Origin of the sequence: Flavobacterium sp. ACAM 123 (assembly GCF_000264055.1) — a bacterium.
Classification (GTDB): domain Bacteria; phylum Bacteroidota; class Bacteroidia; order Flavobacteriales; family Flavobacteriaceae; genus Flavobacterium.
This window is the reverse complement of sequence record NZ_AJXL01000018.1, coordinates 26,405-46,966: the sequence shown is the minus strand read 5'-3', so window position 1 is coordinate 46,966 and position 20,562 is coordinate 26,405. Positions and strand designations below refer to the sequence as shown.

Sequence of the window (20,562 nt, the reverse complement as noted above, 5' to 3'; positions counted from 1 at the left end):
AACATTAAATTTTAACCATTACTTATATACTCTAATATGGTTCTGACGACAACCCATTTTTTATTTTCTTTCTTCATCACAATCACGCGGGGATAGTTACTACCATATCTAAAGTCTTTATCATAATAAAACAAAACGTATTTTTTATTATGATAATACAAAGGCTCCGTTAAAAATATTATATCAATATTGAGAAAATCGTTAGGATATTTCTTGTCAAAAGCCTAACTAAATATCAATTTGCTATTCTCAAGGGTAAAATTATATTCGTCAAAATCTTCTTTTTTCCAATACTTTATAATCGTATTTTTTGCATATTTTTTATATACTTTTTTCCATTGTTTCGAATTGAATAACTCATCGGTTCCGTCTAATGGGCCATTGTAATCAGGGCCTTCGGCACCATTAAAAACACGTAAAGTTTGAATATTACTTATTTTATCTCTTTGAAGAAAAAGAAATTTGTTTTTATCTACTTTTTCTGTTTCCAAAAAAGCTTTTATGGGCTCATAATTATGCATATAGGGCGCGGCACAAGAAAGCATCAAAAAAGAAATTATAACCGTTATTATTCGTAATTGTTTCATAGTAAAATTATTTTGCACATAATGTACCTCTCTGATGCTCGTCTGTGACGAGTACCTACTTACATATGTGAACTAGATAAAGCGTTTGCAACGCGGCTAATATAAACAGATTACCACAGTGGTTCAGCATTTACACTACAAAAAAAGTATTGTCTTCTTCATAGTTTCTATAACTGCTGTTTACATAATCTTTAATTCCCGTTTTAACTATCCGCGTTGCAAACCTCCTCTGGTGCTCGTCTGTGAAGAGTACCTACTTAAAAATGTGAACTAGATAAAGCGTTTGCAACGCGACTAATATAAACAGATTACCACAAAGGTTCAGCATTTACATTACAAAAAACAGTATTGTCTTCTTCAAAGTTCCTATAACTGCTGTTTACATAATCTCTCTCATGAAAAACGATTTCTGCTTCAACTGGATTATAATGTATGTAGTTTACACGCTGCTCTATTTTTTCTAAAGTATCTAATATTACTGGATGAAAACAATCTTGCCAAACTTTATAATTTTTAGCTCTTCCTAATTTTTGAGCTTCGGAACTAAATTTACGCAAAAGCCATTCTCGCCTGCTCTCAGGATTTTCTTTTATAGCTTCTATCAGTTTTTTTGATGTAAATTTTTTAAAATCCCGAATAATATTTTGTAACTCTCCGTCAAATGCCGTTACAATTAAACGAAAATGACTAGTCATATATACATAAGCATGCACGCTCAATCCCTTTTCCTTGATGCAATAATTTAAGGATTCATCTAAAATGTTACAATAATTGGGTCGTACAAATAAATCTGCCCAGTCTACAACTGTTATAGTAATAAATGTTGGTACTGCACTATCGATGACTTTATATTTCTCAGACATTTTTTCTATAATATATTGATTTTAAGAAATTCTTAATTATTTGTTTATAAGCACTCTTGTTTTAACTATCCGCGTTGCAAACGCTACGATTTGTCTTTCAATTTAAGTAGGTGCTCGTCTGTGACGAGCACCAAATAACGTGGACAAACGAGTGCTAGAAGGGTCTTTTTATCATTTTGACCAAAACAAAACAAACAGGTAAAAGCACAAAAAAAATTAATCACATCTTTTCTCATTCGGATCATTTTTACTTTCATTAATTAGATCGATAATTTTCCTCTGGTGCTAGTTTGCAACGAGTAACTACTTACTTTTTAGCACTAATTATCCGCGTTGCAAACGTTACGCTTTGTATTTTTAAATGAGGTAGGTACTCACTGCAAGCAAGCCCCAAAACAAGAAGACAAAAGAGTCAATCGGGGTTGTAATAATCTTATAATTAGGGATTAAATATTTATACCAGAAGATTTTATGAGGGGTTTGTGTATGATCGATACTTATAAAGAATAACTCGTAATCCAAAGCATCTTTTAATAAAATTTGTCAAATTCCGAATAAGTTTCAATAGTTTTCCACTTATTGTCTATGTTTTCCATTAATATGGCACTATGTGTAGAATGCCCAAAATAAATTCCAACAGTAAAAGCACGAAAAAACAAAAATGCATATTTATTGTTTGTAGTTACTACTGGCTTCGATATTTCTAACCCATTATTCCCAAAATATTTCTCGAAAAGTGGACTTCCATTTTTGCGTATAGTTTTTGCATCAGTTAACTCTAATTTTGCCATATAAAAATCTCTTTTTTTCCTATAATTCATTAACGGTGTCATTTTTATATTTTTCCTTTAACTTTTTTATCTCTAAAGTATCAATAGGCCACTCGAAAGGAGGGTTTGAGTCTGGACGGATTCTTATCATATCTCCCAAACGAATATTTCTGTCTTGATAGGCTTTTTCGTAAAACTCTAAAGGCAACATGCGGCTGATTGGTTGTTTTACCACAACCCTAATATAGGGGGTTTTTACAAATTGTTCATTTATAAAATCGTTTAAAACCTGCTTTTCTATTTTGGAAGAGGAGCAAGAGAGTAATAAAACGCTAAAAATTAAATAGATTATATTTTTCATAGTTTACGTTATTTTATTTACACGGAGTTCCTTTTGGAGTTGCCTCCCCTCTAGGAGTATTGCTGTCTTCAGCAATACGATTATTTTCTATTCTAGTTCTGCCTTCACTACCTTTAGGATATTTGTCGTCAAAATATTGTAAACCATACATAGTTGACATTGCAAGGTCTTCATAAAATTGCGAGGATGAACCAGGCTTAAACTCCTGCAAAATTGCCGCTATTTTAGGAATATAATTGTCGAACATTTGTCCGTGTTGAGCATCAATTGTTCCTTCATAATTCTTTGTTACGTATTTCTCATATAGACAAACAAAACTTTCGTATGCACAAAAATCCCCATTATTGTGAAAATCGTCAAATAAAGCAAGAAAATGAGCGTGTATTAGCTCGTGAATTATTACTGCAGCTATTGATAGATCTGTAGGTTTAATAAGATTATGAGACGCTCCTTTAATATATTCCTCACTTATTGTTATGAGATAATTATTTTTGCTAATTGGTACAGTCTCTGCGAGTGCATCTGAACGATAAGGTATGCCTAATTTAATAGTTATATTATATGCGCTGTCCTTTGGAGTTCCAAATTTTTCGAAAATACTCGCAATATCATTTTGGGTTAGATTTTTCAATTTAGCTAGAATTCCTTTCGTACAAGCATCAAGTAATGTATCATTTATTCTATCTTCAATGGCGGCCGCAACATCATCAACGTATTCATGGTCACAACCATGAATAGGGTCATCGCATGGAAACACATTTTGGTTTCCAAGACCATCAGTCCCTCCATAACCACCATAACCACCTCCATCGCCAGTAGAACCGCCGCTGTATGGGGCTGAAATATTCCAACCAGAAGCGTCAATACCTCTAGGGCCAAAACTGAAAGTGCTCGTCTTTGGTGAGGTGATTGAAACTGAGCTTAGTTGTTGACTACAAAATATGCTAAAGGGATCTAAACTTTCATCGCAACCTATTTCAGGTTCTGTCATCATTCTCGAGGTTCGGCTGTTTTTTGATGCTAACCTGTTTCTAACAAATTGAGACACAAAAATACCATTTACAATTCTATAACCATTTACAAAATGCCCATTTAACTCTGTAATGCTAATGGTTCCTGAGAATTGTTCGCTTTGGCCTTGTTCATCAGGTATTCTGTTTAGCAAAAAGGGAAGAATAGTATCTTTAACCTTAACCAAAAATACTTCACTTATAATGTTTGCATTTTTAGTAGTAGCCTTGAAAACAGGTATTTGCACATCTGTGTTTTCTATGGATTGAAAACTCAATGATGTATTATCAATAATTAGATTTAGATTATTGGCCGTTTTGCTACTTATTGATTTAGGTGTAGACCCACTAAAAAAGTTAGCCGCTTCATTAGTAGCTATGGGTTGGTATTTGATGGCTGCAGTATCTTTAGGAATAGACTCTTCAATAGAACAACTTGCACTTATGAACAAGAGAGTCAATAAAATTCCTAAGTAATGGGGGGGGTAAGTCGTTTTTTATTCATCATTAATTGGTTGTAAGTTAGCAGATTCGATTGTATTACACTCGCTAATATAAAAAAACCATTCTTAATAAAACTACAAGTGCCGTTTTTTTGTTAATTTATAGTTGAGCCTTATTTAATGAAAACTAGATTTAGGAGTCATGTGATGCGCAATTGGTAACAACAATCCTACTAGAAGAGACTGGAAATTGAACCACAAGTACGACTTGAAGTCATTAAAGTAGATATCCTTTGATATCTGAAACAATACTAAAAAACTAGCTATAAATAAGTCATACAAGCCTCGCATGAGGGATGGTAGTGGAAATCCTTTTATGCAGCGCAGCGGAATAAAAGATTGCAACGTACAGCGCGACGCAGCTGTAACGTAGTGGAAGCTGGGACATGCCCAAAAAAAATCCCTTTTGAAATTCAAAAGGGACTTTGTGTTTTATACTAAAAGAAATTGCTTATTCTTCTTCGGTTTCTTCTTTATCTTCTTTCTCGACCGCGTCTTTATAATCCGGATACAAAAACTTATTATACGGAAAACGGGTAATATGAATTTGTCTTACCACCTCATACAAACGTTCTCTTAATTCTTCAAAATTTTCTTTGTTTGTTGCCGAAATGAACAAAGCATTATCCTCACCTACTCGACTCATCCAAGTGGACTTCCACTCTTGAAGTGTATTGTGTCTTGGTGTTTTTTCGGTCATTAAATCATCATCATCAATCGTCAAATGGGAATAGGCATCAATTTTATTAAAAACCATAATAACCGGTTTGTCACTTGCTTTGATATCCATTAACGTTTGATTTACCGAGGCAATATGATCTTCAAATTCAGGATGTGAAATATCAACAACATGCAACAATAGATCAGCCTCACGAACCTCATCTAGCGTACTTTTAAAAGAATCTACTAGTTGTGTAGGTAATTTTCGAATGAAACCTACCGTGTCAGAAAGCAAAAAAGGCAGGTTTTTAATCACTACTTTTCTAACTGTAGTGTCCAAGGTGGCGAAAAGCTTGTTTTCAACAAAAACATCACTTTTCCCTATGGCATTCATCAAGGTTGATTTTCCAACATTAGTATATCCCACCAAAGCCACTCGAACCATAGCCCCACGATTACCGCGCTGTGTGCCCATTTGTTTGTCAATCGCTTTGATTTTATCTTTCAATAAGGAAATCCTATCTCTTACGATACGTCTGTCTGTTTCAATTTCTGTTTCACCAGGACCACGCATACCGATTCCTCCTTTTTGTCGTTCTAAGTGAGTCCACATACCAGAAAGTCGAGGTAAAAGATATTGGCATTGCGCCAATTCTACTTGAGTTCTAGCATAAGAAGTCTCTGCTCTTTGCGCAAATATATCTAAGATAAGGTGTGTTCTATCCAGAATTTTGCATTCCACTATAACTTTGGAAATATTTTTTTGCTGTGAAGGCGTCAATTCATCATCAAAAATTAATGTTGAAATTGCATTCTCTTTTACATATTGATGAATTTCTTCTATTTTTCCCGTCCCGACAAATGTTTTAGGATTTGGTCGTTCCATTTTTTGCGAAAAACGCTTAACTACTTCTCCACCTGCTGTAAAGGTTAGAAACTCTAATTCGTCAAGATATTCTTTAAGCTTCTCTTCACTTTGATTTTGAGTTACAATCCCAACAATGGCTGTTTTTTCGAAATTTAATACTTCTTTTTCTAACATATAATTGAATAAGTTACAAATTTAATGATTTGCGCGCTATATTCAGAATATATGCCTTTATAAAAACCGAAACCCGTGAAAAATGATAGCATATACTGGTTTAAGAACCTAAATACTACTGCTGCAAGAGTAAGCTTAACTAATTGTTATTTCACTGTGGTTACCAACTAATACTTCTATTCTATATTTAGCCATCAGAATCACGAATTCCTTTGTATTTTTATTTAATTTTACCCAAATTCAACTAGCCTTTAATGCATCGATTTTTGCCATTCTTTTTTATTCTACTTTTTCCTGTATTACTTGCGGCTCAAGAAAACCAGTCGTCTTTATTGCAAGAATTAGATCAAACAATCAGGAATCATCAATTCTATTCCAACCAAAAAGAAAATACAATTGACTCCCTTAAACAGCTTTTAAGGCCCGCTATGAGCGACCTTCAAAAACAGGAGATTTATGGTCAACTATATGAAGAGTACCGGGTGTATAAATCAGATTCCGCCTTGATTTTTGCCCGAAAAAGCAGGCAAATTGCAATCAATGGGAACGATATAAACAAAAGTAATCAAGCGGCATTGAACCTCGCTTCCATAATGGCTACTTTAGGTATGTACAAAGAGGCTACCGATATTCTTGCTAAAAACCCCGGGAACCGTTCTCCAGAAATAAAAGGATCTTACTATGTTGTGAACCGCGCGCTATATGGCTACATGTATGATTATGCTACCTCCGTTTATGAAAAAGAAAAATATGCCAAATTAACACAAAAATATCGCGATTCATCACTACAATATTTACCCAAACAGTCGCGGCAACACCTCATTATTCAAGCGGAACTATTAATAGAAAAAGGACAAGAAGACCGATCACTACGACGGTTGCTTGCTGTGTTCCCCACTATTTCTCTTTCTGATCCAGATAGAGCCGTTTTTGCCTACATCATTTCTCATGCTTATCATACAAAAAAAAGACAGGGAAGCGGAAAAAAGATGGTTGGCCATCTCTGCTATTTCCGATTTGAAATTGGCTAAAAAAGAAAATATTTCACTCCGGAATCTAGCCTTTTTATTATATGAAGAAGGCGATATCGACAGGGCTTACAACTACATACAGCGCTCTCTAGAAGATGCGCTCTTTTGTAACGCGCGTTTAAGAACCTACGAGATATCTAAAATGATGCCCATCATCAGTGAAGCGTATGAACATCAGAATCAGAAGAATCAAAAACAACTTTGGTTATTTCTAGTAAGTGTAAGTCTATTGACTGTTATTTTGTTAATTGTACTGATTCTGCTTTTCAAGCAAATGAAAAAATTGAAGATTGCTCAAAAGGATCTGAACAATGCAAATTCACAATTGTTAGAACTAAATATTGCCTTACAAGCCATTAATTTAAAACTAAAGGAGACGAACAGTACGCTTACGGAAGCCAACCTTGTAAAAGAGATTTACATTGGTAAATACATGGATCAATGTTCGGATTATATTGGGAAATTAGAAGGTTATCGCCGAAAACTGAATGTGATGGCAACCGCCGGTAAAATGAATAACCTCATCAGCGCCATTAAATCAAAACAGTTTATTGAAGCCGAATTAAAAGAGTTTTACACTAATTTTGACAAAACCTTTTTACTGCTATTTCCTGACTTTATCAACGAATTTGAAGGGTTGCTTATAGATACTGAATTGACTCAACTGAAAGAAGGAGAGTTTCTGAACACCGAATTAAGAATTGTGGCACTGATTCGTTTGGGTATTAAGGACAGCGCTAAAATTGCTATTTTTCTTCGCTACTCTGTATCTACTATTTATAATTATCGATCCCAAATCAAAAACAAATCAAACGGTCCTCGCGAGGAATTCGAGGCTAATGTCATGCGAATAGGAACGGGTATAAAATAACGAAACCTTAATACTAAAAGTACATTTGATCGTTAAAACAGTCTGATTGTTCCCTTTTTAGATTAAAAATACATTACTTTTTTTCATTACAAAATAATTATAAATATTTGTCTGTCAGATATTTAATTGTTTAAAGACATTATGCAATCTACTTTTTAAAAATCACAAAAACATTCAAGGCATAAAGAGCATATATTTACTATCTCGAAGTTACGTAAGAACAAAAAATATACTACGCCCAAAAAATAGTAATCTTTAATTTATTCCAAAAAATGAAACATTTAATTTTCACTTCCCTTATCTGGCTTGCCTTATTCAGTGGTGCCCATGCGCAACAGTTAAAATCACCGAATGAAGCCTTTACAATGGACTTTTCGTTGCAAAATGACGGAACGCCTACCTATGCCTTACAATATAAAAACAGGGAAGTTATAAAAACCAGTAAGCTAGGTTTATCGCTTAAAAATGATGCAAAATCATTGCTAAATGACTTTACGGTAGTGGACACAAAAACGGCTACTTTTGATGAAAGCTGGAAACCAGTTTGGGGTGAAGTTGCCGAGATACGCAATCATTACAATGAACTAGCTGTGACTTTAAACCAAAAAGGAACAGACAGACAAATCCTAATTCGTTTTCGTTTGTTTGACGAAGGCCTCGGTTTCCGTTATGAGTTTCCATCTCAAAAAAATCTTAGCTATTTTGTCATCAAAGAAGAAAGAACTCAATTTGCGATGGCAGGGGATCATACCGCTTTTTGGATCCCTGGAGATTACGACACCCAAGAATATGATTTTACTACTTCCAAATTATCTGAAATTAGAGGGTTAAGTGAAAAAGCAAAAACAGCCAATGTATCCCAAACTTCGTTTTCAACGACGGGAGTGCAGACTTCATTAATGATGAAAACATCGGATGGATTGTACATCAACCTACACGAAGCTGCATTGATTAATTATTCTTGTATGCATTTGAATTTAGATGATAAAAATATGATTTTTGAATCTTGGTTAACTCCAGATGCAATAGGAGACAAAGGATATATGCAAGCGCCAAATACTTCTCCTTGGCGTACTATCATGGTAAGCGATGATGCCCGAGATATTTTGGCTTCAAAAATGACATTGAACTTAAACGAGCCTTGTAAAATTGAGGACAGCTCTTGGATTAAACCAGTCAAATATGTTGGTGTTTGGTGGGAAATGATTACCGGGAAAAGTTCTTGGTCGTATACGAATGATTATCCTGCTGTTCAATTAGGAGTGACTGATTTTTCAAAAGCAAAACCGAATGGCACGCATGGAGCAACTACAAAAAATGTCAAGAAATATATTGATTTTGCTGCTGAACATGGTTTTGGTGGTGTTTTAGTAGAAGGATGGAATGAAGGATGGGAAGACTGGTTTGGTCATTCTAAAGACTATGTTTTTGACTTCGTAACGCCTTACCCAGATTTTGATGTAAAAGGAATCCAAGCGTATGCCAAATCTAAAGGAGTTAAAATGATAATGCACCATGAAACTTCAGGATCGGTTCGCAACTACGAACGCCACATGGATAAAGCGTATCAATTTATGAAAGACAATGGATATGATGCCGTAAAAAGTGGTTATGTAGGTAATATTTTGCCACAAGGGGAAAATCATTACAATCAATGGGTTGTAAACCATTACCAATATGCATTAGAGAAAGCCGCCGAATATAAAATTATGGTGAATGCGCATGAGGCCGTTCGCCCTACTGGAATATCTAGAACGTATCCCAACTTAATTGGGAATGAATCCGCTAGAGGAACAGAGTACCAATCTTTTGGTGGTTCTAAACCCAACCATGTTACCCTATTGCCTTTTACCCGATTAATCGGAGGTCCAATGGATTATACGCCGGGGATTTTCGAAATGGATTTGAGCAAATTAAATCCAGACAATCATTCGCATGTAAACAGCACGATAGCAAACCAATTGGCTTTATATGTGACAATGTACAGTCCGCTACAAATGGCGGCCGATTTACCGGAGAACTACAATCGCTTTTTGGATGCTTTTCAATTCATAAAAGACGTAGCAATCGATTGGTCAGAAAGTAACTATCTAGAAGCAGAGCCAGGACAATACATAACCGTCGCTCGTAAAGCGAAAGGAACCAGCAACTGGTTTATAGGGAATGTAAATGGTGAAACACCTCGTACGTCAAATATTAAATTTGACTTCTTAGAGAAAGGAAAGAAATACACCGCAACTATCTATGCCGATGCGAAAGAGGCACATTATAAAACAAATCCGCAAGCCTATGTCATTCGTAAAGTAGTGGTGACTAACAAGTCAAAACTATCTCAATTGAGTGCGCCAGGCGGAGGTTATGCCGTTAGCATCATTGAAATTAAAAAGTAATTAATACCGATTGTATATTCAATTTAGTCCAATTACATTATACTTTTTTCATATTACAACGGCATTATACCAAAATGATTTGGACTAAAATATAAATTCGTTTGATATAAAATACAAAGAGGCTGTCTAAAATTAGACAGCCTCTTTTATTATAAAACAATCGGTATAAACTAGAAATTAGCTACTAAAATTGTAGTCGTATTAGTTTACGGAGATTAATTTAACATCAAAAACGAGCACTGAGCCACCTGGAATCCCATTGCTATCACTGCTTCCATATCCTAAATGGGCTGGTACTAATAGCATTCCACTACCCCCAACTTTAAAATAAGGAATCCCTTCGGTCCAACCTTTTATAACACCTTGTAATGGAAATGTAATTCCGCTGGAATTACTTTGATCAAACACAGTTCCATTAGTATAATATCCTTTGTAAGCTACCGTTACATTAGATGATGCTGTAGGTTGAGCTCCAGATCCAGCTTCGTTAATCACATAATACAAACCCGTGCTGCTTTTTTGCGCAATTAATTTGTTTGCCGCAATATAGTCGACAATTTCTTTTTCATTTTGAACTGTGTAATCAGTATTTGTTTGTTTTTCTGTATCTGATAGACAAGAAATAAATAGTAAAGAAACAAGTAATACTAAAATAGATTTCATAATTTAATTTTATTAATAGAGCTGCAAATATAGTAAAATTACACGCTACATAAATCGCATATCTTTTATTGTCTCATAAGCAATTTACTTCCCAAAAACCTGCACATCATCTACTTGAAAAGCACCATCCAAAGCTAGATTCCTTCCAGAACCAGTATACCTAAAAGCGATATTGATTTTCCCCGTGTAAGAAGATAAGTCGACACCGCCAGAACCCACAAACTGATACCAAGGCGTGGCTTGTTTAGGTAAAATCACATTGAGTGATGTCCAAGTTGCCTTAGCAACATTCAACCCGTCAAAATTAGTGGAAACAAATACTTCCAGCGAATTTAACGGAGAATCCACATCAAGATGATGTTGGGCGGTTCTAAAAGTCAGTATTTCATCAGTGTGTATATCCATATCAATTTTTGGCGAAATCAACCAAGCGATATTAGACAGCACTTTAGCTCCCGTAGTATTGAACTCTGCGTATCCATTACCAGAATACACAGTCCCTTTCCAGAAGGTTCTGCCAGTCTGAACAATATTTGCCCATCCAGGAAGACTCAAATTAGTTTTATCGACCACCGCTTGGAAATCTTGAGAGAAAAAAGGAACTGTTCTTGGCGCAGTCATCACCACATCTTTTTCGGAGCGGGCCAGCAACTGATAATCCGAACCGAATTTGGTCAAAACCCCTCTCACCTTTCCGTTGCCACCGGGAACCATCTTTTGAGCAAAATCAGCATAACTGCTCGTTCTAAAAAGCACCTGATTCCCAAATTTATCGATCAAGCTCCAGTTAGTCGCTCCACCCACGTTATTGGTCTCTTCAAAATAGTGCCGGCCAATTGCCATCTCGGTAAACTGAACATCAGACAATTCGACTAAAGTATTTAAATTGGCATCGAAAACCAAATCTGAAATCGTCAGTCGCCGAACCAAAACATCGTCCCCTAAAGTAGTACAGGATGCATTAAGCACATTTTTATAATCGTTCTGTGAAAGTCGACCCACTGCACCTTCGTTATAGGAATTGACATAAATCCCCCCGATACGAAGACTTCCGTAGTTGATATCCGTGTACTGATTTTTTAGTTTTACATATACTTTATTTCCTACTCTAAAATCAACGTAAGTATTACTAGCATCTACAGGTACGCTAAACCCTACTGCAGGAGTGGTGGTTGTTCCTAAAGTCTGTAAAGAAATAGCTTTAAAAAAATTGCCGGCTTCATCACTAGAAACCACATACGCTTCAATGATATCATCGTAGGTGTATTGTGTGACAATTGCGCCCGCATTGGTACGAATTTCCACTACCGTCTTATTTGTGGCAAAATCTGGCTGCGTACAACGCAGTTGGGGTATCTCTGTCGCATCATTTGCACAGCTAAAGAAAATAGCGATAAATACCGTCAAAAAAAGGAAGCTATAGAAAGTAGATTTCATAAGATGGATTTTTAATATTTAAAAATTAAAGTAGAGGTTAACGAAATAGGTTCTTCCATAACCATAAAAATATTTGTTCCCAAAAGAGGGAGTTCCACTAGAAACATCCTGATTGAGTTGTCTGAAGTTAGCATTTCTCGCTTGCTCGTAGCCACCCGTTTTATAGTTGCTGGCGAGCACATTATTGACGCTCGCGAAGAGCCCTAGATTTTTTCCTTTGATTCGCCACGATTTACCGCCTATAAGATTAAGTAATACCGCCGGATCAAATTTTTCCTGTTTCAATAACTCTCTCGCTCTTTCTTCTGTGGCTTCCGGGAATGGAAACCCACTAGCGGGATTAGTATAAAAACCAGCCGTCCTTACAATTGGTGAAATATCAATATAGCTGTCTGCCAAGTAATTAATATTGATTCCTACCCACCAATATTTAGGGTCTCGGTAGTCTACTCCTAAACCGTAAGCCTGTTGCGGCATGCCTGCCTGTTTGTAATTTTTTAGAAGCGCTGTTCCAAAATCGAATGACGGATTTGTATTTTCAACAGTAGCTACAGCATCGTTATTGATACTCACAGTAGGATTACTGTCGTAGGTAAACTGGCCGTATCCTGCTGATAAACTTCCTTTTAGCGTACTAGTAATTTGGTATTCAAAACTGAATTCTGCACCGATATTCTTTCGGTCTAAATGAGTCAGCGTTTGGCTGACGAAAGCATTCGTATTTGTATATCCTGCGCCATTGTCAAAAATGCCTTCTGCATAAAAAAAGGAAGTTTTAGTAGCTTCTTTTATTGTCGAATAATAAGCCGTCAATCGCGCTTTTAGTTTTGGTGAACGAAAAACATAGGTCGCATCGAGGCTGTTTAAAGCTTCACTTTGTAACCCGTCTACTATAGAATTATTCAATCGTGCATTTGGGAAGGTATTACGGATTGTGGGTGCTTTAGACAAATGCGCACCATTGAAATTCAATGATTGCTTGCCTGAGATTTTAAATAGAACTCCCCCTTTAAAACCAAAATTCTCAAAGGGTACTTTCTCTCTTTTACCGAAGGAAATCGTTTCGTAGATGCCATTTTTATACAGACCCTCTCTTTGGTAATTCGTATTAGAGAAGGATTGTGCCAAATAGAAATCAATTTTATCATAAGAAAATTTAAACTGTGTAAATGCATCAAAAACAGTGGCTGTATACTTGTAATTATATCCATAGGCGTCCCCTACAACAACCTGCCTATTTGGATTATTCAAATCAGATTCAGCCTGATTTCCACCATAGAAACCATCGATATCCTCAAAATAGGCACCACCTAACAGATCCAAAAGGAGTTGGTAATTATGCGATTTCAAATTCCGCAACGACCCTCCCGCATTCATAATAAGATTTTCATTTATTTGCGTACTAAAATTGGAAGAAGCCACCACCGTTTAATCGTCTGTCCGGTCTTCGTATAAAACATAGTGACTTTTAGCTGCTTCATAGCCCGTAATATTGCCATTGGAATCCACTACCGGATTTTGGTTGGCCCGATACAGGGAATTCCAATCAATTTGAGGATTTGCTAAAAACTGAATGCTACTCTTTTCGGCATTTTCATTATCCGGCATAAAAGCACCCGAATATTCTCCCTCGTCTTTGCCGTACATGGAGCTATAATAACTGGGTAATTTTCTAAAATAAGTGGGGTCTGGGCTGTTGGCATTTTGATAATCAAGGTTGCTGTTGCCTATTTTGCCAAGCTGAAACATCACACTAGAATTAAGATTGCTGTGATCATTGATCTTAAAATAATGATTGAGCATCAAGATGGGTTCTTCGATTGTTTTTACTCTGGCGTTTCTTTTCTTCCCGTCCTGATATCCCCAATAGGAATTGTAGGTTTCACCGGTCAATTCAGTTACTTCTGTACTGTTTGGTGAATTCTTCCCTCGGCTGTTTGGGGTGTAGAACCCAGTGAAATTAAGGAAATGATTGTCGTTTAATTTCTTTTCGACACTCAAAAAGAGAGAATTACCATCGTAAGTCGTTCCTTCAAAATAGCCTTCATCTGCATATCTTTTTCCTGCCGAAACTACGAAGGCCCAACCACTGCTATTCATTCCGGACGCAAAGATGCCCATGATGCGCCCTCTATAATTAGTGTTAGTTCCCGATACCGTAATTCTTGTTCCTGTTCTATAAATAGAAGCGCGGGTATTGATCTCCTGAGTCCCTAATATTCCGCCAAAAGTATAATCAGAAGGGGCAGTACCAATAGTAAATTCCTGATTTCGGATGGCGTCGTTAAGTCCGCCCCAATTGCCCCACTGCGGCCTGCCATCATAAGATTTATTCATGGAAACCCCATTAATCATAGTCATCGCATTTTCACTATCCAATCCCCGAATCCGGAAACGTGCCTGACCCCAATTGAAAGCGGCGGCTTGTTGAAAAGCATCTCTAGAAGACTGTAACAATCCTGAAGTACTCTCTGAACCGCTATTGTCATCAGTTAACTCATTTTCGAAAAGCCGAATTAAACTCCTTTGCTGATCTAAAATCTCATCTTCTTCGAGCATTATCGTTCCTAAGTCGAGTCGTTGTCCTGCCTCAATTATTACCGGAAACAGCGCATCCTTGTAGCCTTGACTGTGAAAAAGTAACAATTGATCACCCACAATTAAGTCGTCAAAATTGAATTTTCCGTCTATGGCGGTCAGCTGCATGACATTCGTGTTTTGAATAGAAACAACTACATAAGCTAAAGGCCGCTGGGTTTTGGCATCCAATACTATCCCTGAAACTCCCGTTTTGTTTTGTGCGAAAGCAAACCCCATTTGTAAAACAATAAAAAACACTAGCCCCGCTTTTTTCATAAATCTATTTTCTTTATGACTGTAATAAATCCCCAACCGATTTGAGGACTTTATCTTTTAAATAAAATAGGATTGGTTTTACTACAGAACACAAAAAATTATCCAAATCAGGATAAGGCATCGGCAATAAAAGAAAAGTGTTTTTGGAAAATTTGGTTTAAAACCAAAAGGACTAATTTGAAAGCGGTTCTAAAGTGGTATTTAAAAACCAAAAGAATAGTTATATTCTTTTTTCAACTCGTAAATGTAATTAAAATTTAATTGTATTGTTAATATTTAATTAAATAATATTTATTAATGTTAATTTAACACTAATACCTATATAAAGAGACGAATACGAGACACTTCCCTTATCAGTTGCGTTTGCTGAAAACCCTGGTTATCTACAATTTTTGATGCGATGCTGGCTAGGGAAATCTACGAAGTAATCACGAACTCCACAATCATTTAAAAACTGGGAATAATCACAAACCTGCCTTAAAAGCAGGAGAGTATGGCTCTTAATCTAGTTATTTAAACCCGGCTTAATTCGTCCAATAATGCTTTTCGTTGTGGATATTGTTTTATAAATAATGCTATCAAATTGTTTACTTCCTCATTACCGCCTAACTTTTTCATTCTTCGTAAGTAAGTGCAAGCTGTTTGGTAATGGTTTCTCCCAACATACTTGTCAACATAAGCAATCAATCTTTTGCTATACATTTGAATTAATTCGCTTTTATAATCGGTAGATAAATAGGCTTCATTATTTTTGATGCTTTCTAAAGAACAATTTTGTTTTAACAGGAGAAATAGTCTATCCCACGATTGTTCGGTAATATAAATTTTTCTAATTAATTCATCGTCAGACCATCTCTTTTTTGTTGAGAGTTCTTTTATCAAATCTTCTAAAAAATCATTCCATCTATCAGATGCAATTGTGTATTTTAAAATTTGATAATAGTCTTGTTCTGGATAGAAATTATTAATAAATAAAAATCTTGAATACTCTATAATTCTAGGAGTGTCTTTTTGAGATTGGGCCACTTTTAACATCCAGTTGTACCATACTTTTACTAATCCTGGCTTGTCCTGTTCATCCTGTTTTATTCCGTCTATAGCAAGTTCAATTACTCGTTTAAAGTTTTCATTTTTAAATGCTATTTCGATCTCTTTTTTTCTGATTTCGGAATTTGAAATGTGCCTATTGATATACTTTTCAACTTCAGCTTCCTCTTTAAATCGTCTTAACAGATCTAACTTAAGAGATTGGGCTTCTTCTATTTCATATTTTCCAGAAACAGTTTCTAAGCAATCCAAAATTATATTGGCATCTGATTCTTCTTTAATCAAGTCGACAGCAAGATCCAGCATTCCTAAATGCCAGTCCCACCCTTCAAATATTTTTTGGTTAAAGGACGAAATACAGTATTCAAAGATTTCTTGTTTAAGCGTATCAGGCAGTTTTTCCTGAGCTAATTTTGAAAGTAATTCCATTGCCATTTCTATAAAATAACCAAGATCACCGTTACTATCATCGCCAAATTGAAAAGCTTCGGTCATTTCTTCTAACAAAGCGGTACTAATAAAAAACACATTTTCATAATTAGTATTCGCTAAAAATTTATTGGCATTTTCTAAAAATGGTTGTGTTGTATTTACAACATATTTCATATCTGACCAACCAATCCAACCGTCTCTTCCCGCGGCAGTTTTTAAAATAGAATGAATTTGGTTTTGATAAAATTCTTTAGATTGGGTTTGACTTAAATGACCAAATGACGCTAAAAAAACGTTTGTAAATTTCTTGTCTTTTTTACTGTTTTCTAGTACAAATTCAACCAGTTCTTTGTGCGAAATGGTTTTTAATAATTCTTTTATTTGTTGGGCAACCGAAGTGGTTTTTTCCTTTCTTACTTTTTTAAGTTTTGGCTCATTTAAGTGCAACTCGTCTTGTTTTAAATAAAAAATGGCAGCCAGGATGTGTTTGCAAACAGGACCTAAATCATAAGGGCAATCGCAATAATATTCAGTTATCGTATTATTTTTTATTTTTAACTGAACCATATAATTTTCCGTTCCAGAGACAACGGCTTCATATTCTTCTTTAGCAATTTCTAAAAAATCTAAAACAGCACCGCTTTTAAAATAGGATAATCCTCTTTTTAAAATGGGTTCTTCAATAATTTGCTCAAATTCGTTTAAAGGTATCTGCATACAGTTCCATTTATTGTGTTTCTTCTATTATGATTTATAAACGGGCTCCTTTTCTAAATCGTAAACCATTGTTGATACTTCTACTTGAAACCATTGTTTAAACATTTTGTAATTGCGTTTTTGTGGCCACTCTTTTTTATTAGTATGCCAAGCTTCTAATTCAATCATAAATAATTTGTCGTATTTCTTTTTAAGCCAGGCTTCCACATCCTCAATATCTTCACTTAACAAATAGGTATTTACTTCAAACTTTTCATCTGCATGCTCAGGATAAAGCTTAAAAAGCCAATCCAAAAATGGCTGCAATGGTTTTACAATAATTGCAATACGATCGATAAAGTTTTCTTTAAAATCGTCTTCAGAATCTTGGCCTTCCAACTCTTCTAACATGGCCGCGAGGTAGTCATCCTTTTCTTTCGTAACTACTGATAAAACAGGATCACCTGTTGTTTCTTTTAACTCATAATCGACAATGAAGTTAGTGAATTCTTTAAATTTGGTCACTTTAGCATCAATCATTCGATTTAGAAGACCCGTATTTATATTTTCCCCCTCTACAGCATTAATTGCAGCATCGCCATCCCCCTCTGGTAAAATAGCTCTCATATTGCCAAAATTCCACGCTCTAATGGCAAAGTCAAAAATATCTTCATAATATTCAGCATCATCAAAATCCTTAACAAAAGGGCTTAAAAATTGTTCTAATAATGACGAATATTTTATGCCTTGGTTTTGGACAATATTTTTATCTCCAAATAAATTAATGACTTTATTTTTCATTTTTATCTTTTCTAAAATGTTTTAAAATTATCTTTTATATCGTGTTTTATGCTCTGTTTTTTGGCGGTATCCAAAACAGATTCTTTGTCAATTTATTTTTGATTACTGTTTTCTTGAAACATCCTAGGATTTCATCTGCTAAATCACCGTTTAAGCAGACTTCAACCACCATAAGTAGCAAATGGTCTTTTCTTTTGTCTCTGAGAAGTTTGCCCTACTAATTTGCTGTTTTTTATTTGTGCACGACAGTCAACTTGTCAATTGATTAATTTTACTTAACAATAATAGTCAAATATAAGAGGTCTTCTTTTATGATCTAATAATTTATCCTCCAACTTTTCAACATTTCGTTGACTGCTGGTTCGTGTTTCTGTAAAGCCAAGTATTCCATTAACAAACAAATTTATTATTTGATTTGATTTGATTTGATGGTTCTTGCACATCGTTTGAACAGTAGTTTTTTAGGCGTGCTTGCATTAACAGTGACACTTTATTTCTGATAAAGGCCAGTGCTGTCGTGACAAAACAATTATATTTTATAATTAAAGACGATCTTCAAACGCTTTTTAGTTCGCAGTTAAAACCACCGCACGCAATAAATATCCCCGATTGTAGCGGCATCCCACGCTTTTGGGGCGTGGATACAGCAAAAAGCGGGTGATTCGTTACTGCGGTAAATAAAAAGTAATGCTCCTATAAACTTCCTGAATAGCTTTGATTCGGCTCAACATTAAGATTCTCAAAACACCACTGAAAGCGAATAAGGTAGTTCGCAAATCAGCAGCAATTAAGCCCAACGCTATCTTATTATCTGGGATTTTATTACCCTCCAGTTGCAAAAGACAATCTTATTGCCAAAAAAAAGCCAAAACAGTCAAACGAATCCCTCTCAGAGAAAAAAGTTCGTTTTATTCTTTGAAAAACTTAAAAATAAAAAAAGCTGCGCTATGGTTCTGAAAAACCATTATGACACTAAATCAAAATAATATTGTTTGTGAAAGATGAATTAGCACTTGTAAAAGACACGTGTTTGTTTTTGAGGAACTTAGAAAGCTTTTTTTTTAACAATTAAAGAATTGAGCTTGATACTCAATCAATACTTCAATTTCTTAATTCTCCATAATCTACCTATAAATCGATTGCTTTTTTTTGAGCGCTACTTTGAATGGCTGCTTCGATAATTTGCATTACCCTCAGTCCATCTTGTCCGGTAACGGGTTCTTTTTTATTATTTACAATAGAATTGTAAACCTCATCAAAAAAAGTATAATAATTCCCCTGCACTGTTGGTATTTTTCCCTGTACTATTTTGCTGTCAATTTCGGTATGCAAGAGTCCTTCCTTTTCGATAGACTCCGTTCCCCAACTCTCCAGATTTGGTTTTCTACCTAGTTTCAAGTGGTCTTCTTGCACGTCGCCTCGCGGTTTCAGGAAAGATCCTTTTTTACCATGAATAGTGTAAGCCGGAATCGCTTCCCGAACAAAAAAACTTGCTTTTAATCGGACTCTAAAATTGGTATAATACAGTAAAATGTCAATCCAATCATCCACCAGAGAGTGTTCACGTGTCGTGCGAATATCAGCATAAACACTTTGCGGAAAGCCAAACAAATACACCGCCTGATCAATTAAATGTGGGCCTAGGTCTTTCAAAATCCCGGCACCGGCATTAGCGGTTTCTTTGTGTTGCTTCGGACTCAATAGGGGATTATACCGATCAAAATGGAATTCGGCTTCGACGATGTCGCCCAATACGCCATCCAAAAGAATCTGCCGCACTGTTTTAAGATCGCTGTCCCATCTCCTATTTTGGAAAACAGAAAGTTTTACTTTTTTTTCCGTCGCCAGAGCAACCAGCTCCTCTGCTTCGGCTACAGTAGTAGTAAAGGCTTTTTCGACTATGGCATGTTTTCCAGCCACTAGTACTTTTTTAGCATATTCAAAATGGGTTCCCACCGGCGTATTCACGATGACTAATTGAGCATCAGATGCCAGAAGATCCTTCAAAGTGGCATAACTATTCACACTGGGATAATCCTGTTGAATCAATTTTTTACTTCGCTCCCAAGAACCAAGTAATTCAAATCCAGAGTGGAATTCGAGAAATGGGGCATGGAATACTTTTCCAGACATACCGTAGGATAGTAAGGCCGTTTTTATTTTTTGCATAATTTTTATTTTATCGAGCTACGGTTTTTTACCACACAGAAATATCATTTTTTTAATTGGACTGAGAAAGCTTCGCTTTGAAATAGAGGACACTCATTCTTAGCTTTTTATTAAATTACTCAGGCGCTTTTAAAAGTCAAGCTCAAATTGTATTCTTTTTTTTACCACATAGCAACATAGATTATTTTGATTGGGCTGAGAAAGCTTCGCTTTGACATAGATGACAATTATTATATATTATTGATCTTTTATTTAAGAATCCGGATACTTTTAAAAGTCAAGTTTAAAATATTTTGTGTTTTCAACATTTGCTATCGGGTAACATAGCTATGCTATTTCAAAAAAAACGAAACGCCTTGAAAGGCTTATAAAT

At 35.5% G+C, this 20,562-nt stretch carries 16 protein-coding genes; 3 read left to right on the top strand and 13 right to left on the bottom strand.

Annotation, left to right across the window (positions count from 1 at the left end):
• Window positions 1-224: 224 nt before the first annotated feature.
• The 6 genes from A3SG_RS22225 to hflX all read right to left on the bottom strand — a co-directional run bounded on the left by A3SG_RS22225 (window position 225) and on the right by hflX (window position 5,796).
• Window positions 225-587 (bottom strand): hypothetical protein, encoded by a 363-nt coding sequence (locus tag A3SG_RS22225; protein ID WP_050979820.1) that lies wholly within the window; start codon window positions 585-587, stop codon window positions 225-227.
• A gap of 308 nt (window positions 588-895) precedes the next feature.
• The gene (locus A3SG_RS0105000; RefSeq protein ID WP_016988927.1) at window positions 896-1,450 is read right to left on the bottom strand and encodes a hypothetical protein; all 555 of its coding nucleotides are present in this window, start codon (window positions 1,448-1,450) and stop codon (window positions 896-898) included.
• 530 nt (window positions 1,451-1,980) lie between these two features.
• Window positions 1,981-2,241 (bottom strand): hypothetical protein, encoded by a 261-nt coding sequence (locus A3SG_RS0104995; protein ID WP_157485309.1) that lies wholly within the window; start codon window positions 2,239-2,241, stop codon window positions 1,981-1,983.
• 19 nt (window positions 2,242-2,260) lie between these two features.
• On the bottom strand, window positions 2,261-2,581 hold the full coding sequence (locus A3SG_RS0104990; protein WP_016988925.1) for a hypothetical protein: 321 nt from the start codon (window positions 2,579-2,581) through the stop codon (window positions 2,261-2,263).
• 13 nt (window positions 2,582-2,594) lie between these two features.
• On the bottom strand, window positions 2,595-4,043 hold the full coding sequence (locus A3SG_RS0104985; RefSeq protein ID WP_016988924.1) for a hypothetical protein: 1,449 nt from the start codon (window positions 4,041-4,043) through the stop codon (window positions 2,595-2,597).
• Window positions 4,044-4,545: 502 nt separating this feature from the next.
• Window positions 4,546-5,796 carry a GTPase HflX gene (gene hflX / locus A3SG_RS0104980; RefSeq protein ID WP_016988923.1) on the bottom strand — a complete coding sequence of 417 codons (1,251 nt, stop codon included), beginning with the start codon at window positions 5,794-5,796 and terminating at the stop codon, window positions 4,546-4,548.
• 266 nt (window positions 5,797-6,062) lie between these two features.
• Here hflX and A3SG_RS21100 point away from each other — a divergent pair, with 266 nt between their 5' ends.
• The 3 genes from A3SG_RS21100 to A3SG_RS0104970 all read left to right on the top strand — a co-directional run bounded on the left by A3SG_RS21100 (window position 6,063) and on the right by A3SG_RS0104970 (window position 10,088).
• Window positions 6,063-6,827 carry a hypothetical protein gene (locus tag A3SG_RS21100; protein ID WP_157485307.1) on the top strand — a complete coding sequence of 255 codons (765 nt, stop codon included), beginning with the start codon at window positions 6,063-6,065 and terminating at the stop codon, window positions 6,825-6,827.
• Window positions 6,745-7,698: a DUF6377 domain-containing protein gene (locus A3SG_RS21095; protein WP_157485305.1), complete on the top strand. Its 954-nt coding sequence runs from the start codon at window positions 6,745-6,747 to the stop codon at window positions 7,696-7,698. Before A3SG_RS21100 ends, A3SG_RS21095 begins: the two co-directional genes overlap by 83 nt.
• 272 nt (window positions 7,699-7,970) lie before the next feature.
• Window positions 7,971-10,088: a glycoside hydrolase family 97 protein gene (locus tag A3SG_RS0104970; RefSeq protein WP_016988922.1), complete on the top strand. Its 2,118-nt coding sequence runs from the start codon at window positions 7,971-7,973 to the stop codon at window positions 10,086-10,088.
• 201 nt (window positions 10,089-10,289) lie between these two features.
• Here A3SG_RS0104970 and A3SG_RS0104965 read toward each other — a convergent pair whose 3' ends face one another.
• The 7 genes from A3SG_RS0104965 to A3SG_RS0104930 all read right to left on the bottom strand — a co-directional run bounded on the left by A3SG_RS0104965 (window position 10,290) and on the right by A3SG_RS0104930 (window position 20,189).
• Window positions 10,290-10,751, bottom strand: coding sequence for an FKBP-type peptidyl-prolyl cis-trans isomerase (locus tag A3SG_RS0104965; RefSeq protein WP_016988921.1), 462 nt, complete (start codon window positions 10,749-10,751; stop codon window positions 10,290-10,292).
• Window positions 10,752-10,835: 84 nt separating this feature from the next.
• The gene (locus A3SG_RS0104960; RefSeq protein WP_016988920.1) at window positions 10,836-12,188 is read right to left on the bottom strand and encodes a DUF5689 domain-containing protein; all 1,353 of its coding nucleotides are present in this window, start codon (window positions 12,186-12,188) and stop codon (window positions 10,836-10,838) included.
• Between the two features lie 18 nt (window positions 12,189-12,206).
• Complete coding sequence (locus A3SG_RS22890) at window positions 12,207-13,565, bottom strand: hypothetical protein (RefSeq protein ID WP_316945178.1); 1,359 nt, start codon at window positions 13,563-13,565, stop codon at window positions 12,207-12,209.
• Between the two features lie 51 nt (window positions 13,566-13,616).
• Window positions 13,617-15,044 (bottom strand): carboxypeptidase-like regulatory domain-containing protein, encoded by a 1,428-nt coding sequence (locus tag A3SG_RS22885; protein WP_016988918.1) that lies wholly within the window; start codon window positions 15,042-15,044, stop codon window positions 13,617-13,619.
• A gap of 513 nt (window positions 15,045-15,557) precedes the next feature.
• A complete protein-coding gene (locus A3SG_RS0104945) occupies window positions 15,558-17,240 on the bottom strand; it encodes an SWIM zinc finger domain-containing protein (RefSeq protein ID WP_016988916.1) in 1,683 nt (560 codons plus the stop codon).
• A gap of 27 nt (window positions 17,241-17,267) precedes the next feature.
• On the bottom strand, window positions 17,268-18,020 hold the full coding sequence (locus A3SG_RS0104940) for a hypothetical protein (protein WP_016988915.1): 753 nt from the start codon (window positions 18,018-18,020) through the stop codon (window positions 17,268-17,270).
• Window positions 18,021-19,148: 1,128 nt separating this feature from the next.
• Window positions 19,149-20,189, bottom strand: coding sequence for a Gfo/Idh/MocA family oxidoreductase (locus A3SG_RS0104930; RefSeq protein WP_016988913.1), 1,041 nt, complete (start codon window positions 20,187-20,189; stop codon window positions 19,149-19,151).
• Window positions 20,190-20,562 lie beyond the last annotated feature (373 nt).

Bases quoted from the DNA above. Each gene is read 5' to 3' on its own strand.
- A3SG_RS0104970 (WP_016988922.1), top strand. From the start codon at position 7,971: ATGAAACATTTAATTTTCACTTCCCTTATCTGGCTTGCCTTATTCAGT.
- A3SG_RS0104960 (WP_016988920.1), bottom strand. From the start codon at position 12,188: ATGAAATCTACTTTCTATAGCTTCCTTTTTTTGACGGTATTTATCGCT.
- A3SG_RS0104930 (WP_016988913.1), bottom strand. From the start codon at position 20,189: ATGCAAAAAATAAAAACGGCCTTACTATCCTACGGTATGTCTGGAAAA.
- A3SG_RS0104940 (WP_016988915.1), bottom strand. From the start codon at position 18,020: ATGAAAAATAAAGTCATTAATTTATTTGGAGATAAAAATATTGTCCAA.
- A3SG_RS0104965 (WP_016988921.1), bottom strand. From the start codon at position 10,751: ATGAAATCTATTTTAGTATTACTTGTTTCTTTACTATTTATTTCTTGT.
- A3SG_RS22885 (WP_016988918.1), bottom strand. From the start codon at position 15,044: ATGAAAAAAGCGGGGCTAGTGTTTTTTATTGTTTTACAAATGGGGTTT.
- A3SG_RS22225 (WP_050979820.1), bottom strand. From the start codon at position 587: ATGAAACAATTACGAATAATAACGGTTATAATTTCTTTTTTGATGCTT.
- hflX (WP_016988923.1), bottom strand. From the start codon at position 5,796: ATGTTAGAAAAAGAAGTATTAAATTTCGAAAAAACAGCCATTGTTGGG.
- A3SG_RS0104990 (WP_016988925.1), bottom strand. From the start codon at position 2,581: ATGAAAAATATAATCTATTTAATTTTTAGCGTTTTATTACTCTCTTGC.
- A3SG_RS0105000 (WP_016988927.1), bottom strand. From the start codon at position 1,450: ATGTCTGAGAAATATAAAGTCATCGATAGTGCAGTACCAACATTTATT.
- A3SG_RS0104945 (WP_016988916.1), bottom strand. From the start codon at position 17,240: ATGCAGATACCTTTAAACGAATTTGAGCAAATTATTGAAGAACCCATT.
- A3SG_RS22890 (WP_316945178.1), bottom strand. From the start codon at position 13,565: ATGAATGCGGGAGGGTCGTTGCGGAATTTGAAATCGCATAATTACCAA.
- A3SG_RS21095 (WP_157485305.1), top strand. From the start codon at position 6,745: ATGCTTATCATACAAAAAAAAGACAGGGAAGCGGAAAAAAGATGGTTG.
- A3SG_RS0104995 (WP_157485309.1), bottom strand. From the start codon at position 2,241: ATGGCAAAATTAGAGTTAACTGATGCAAAAACTATACGCAAAAATGGA.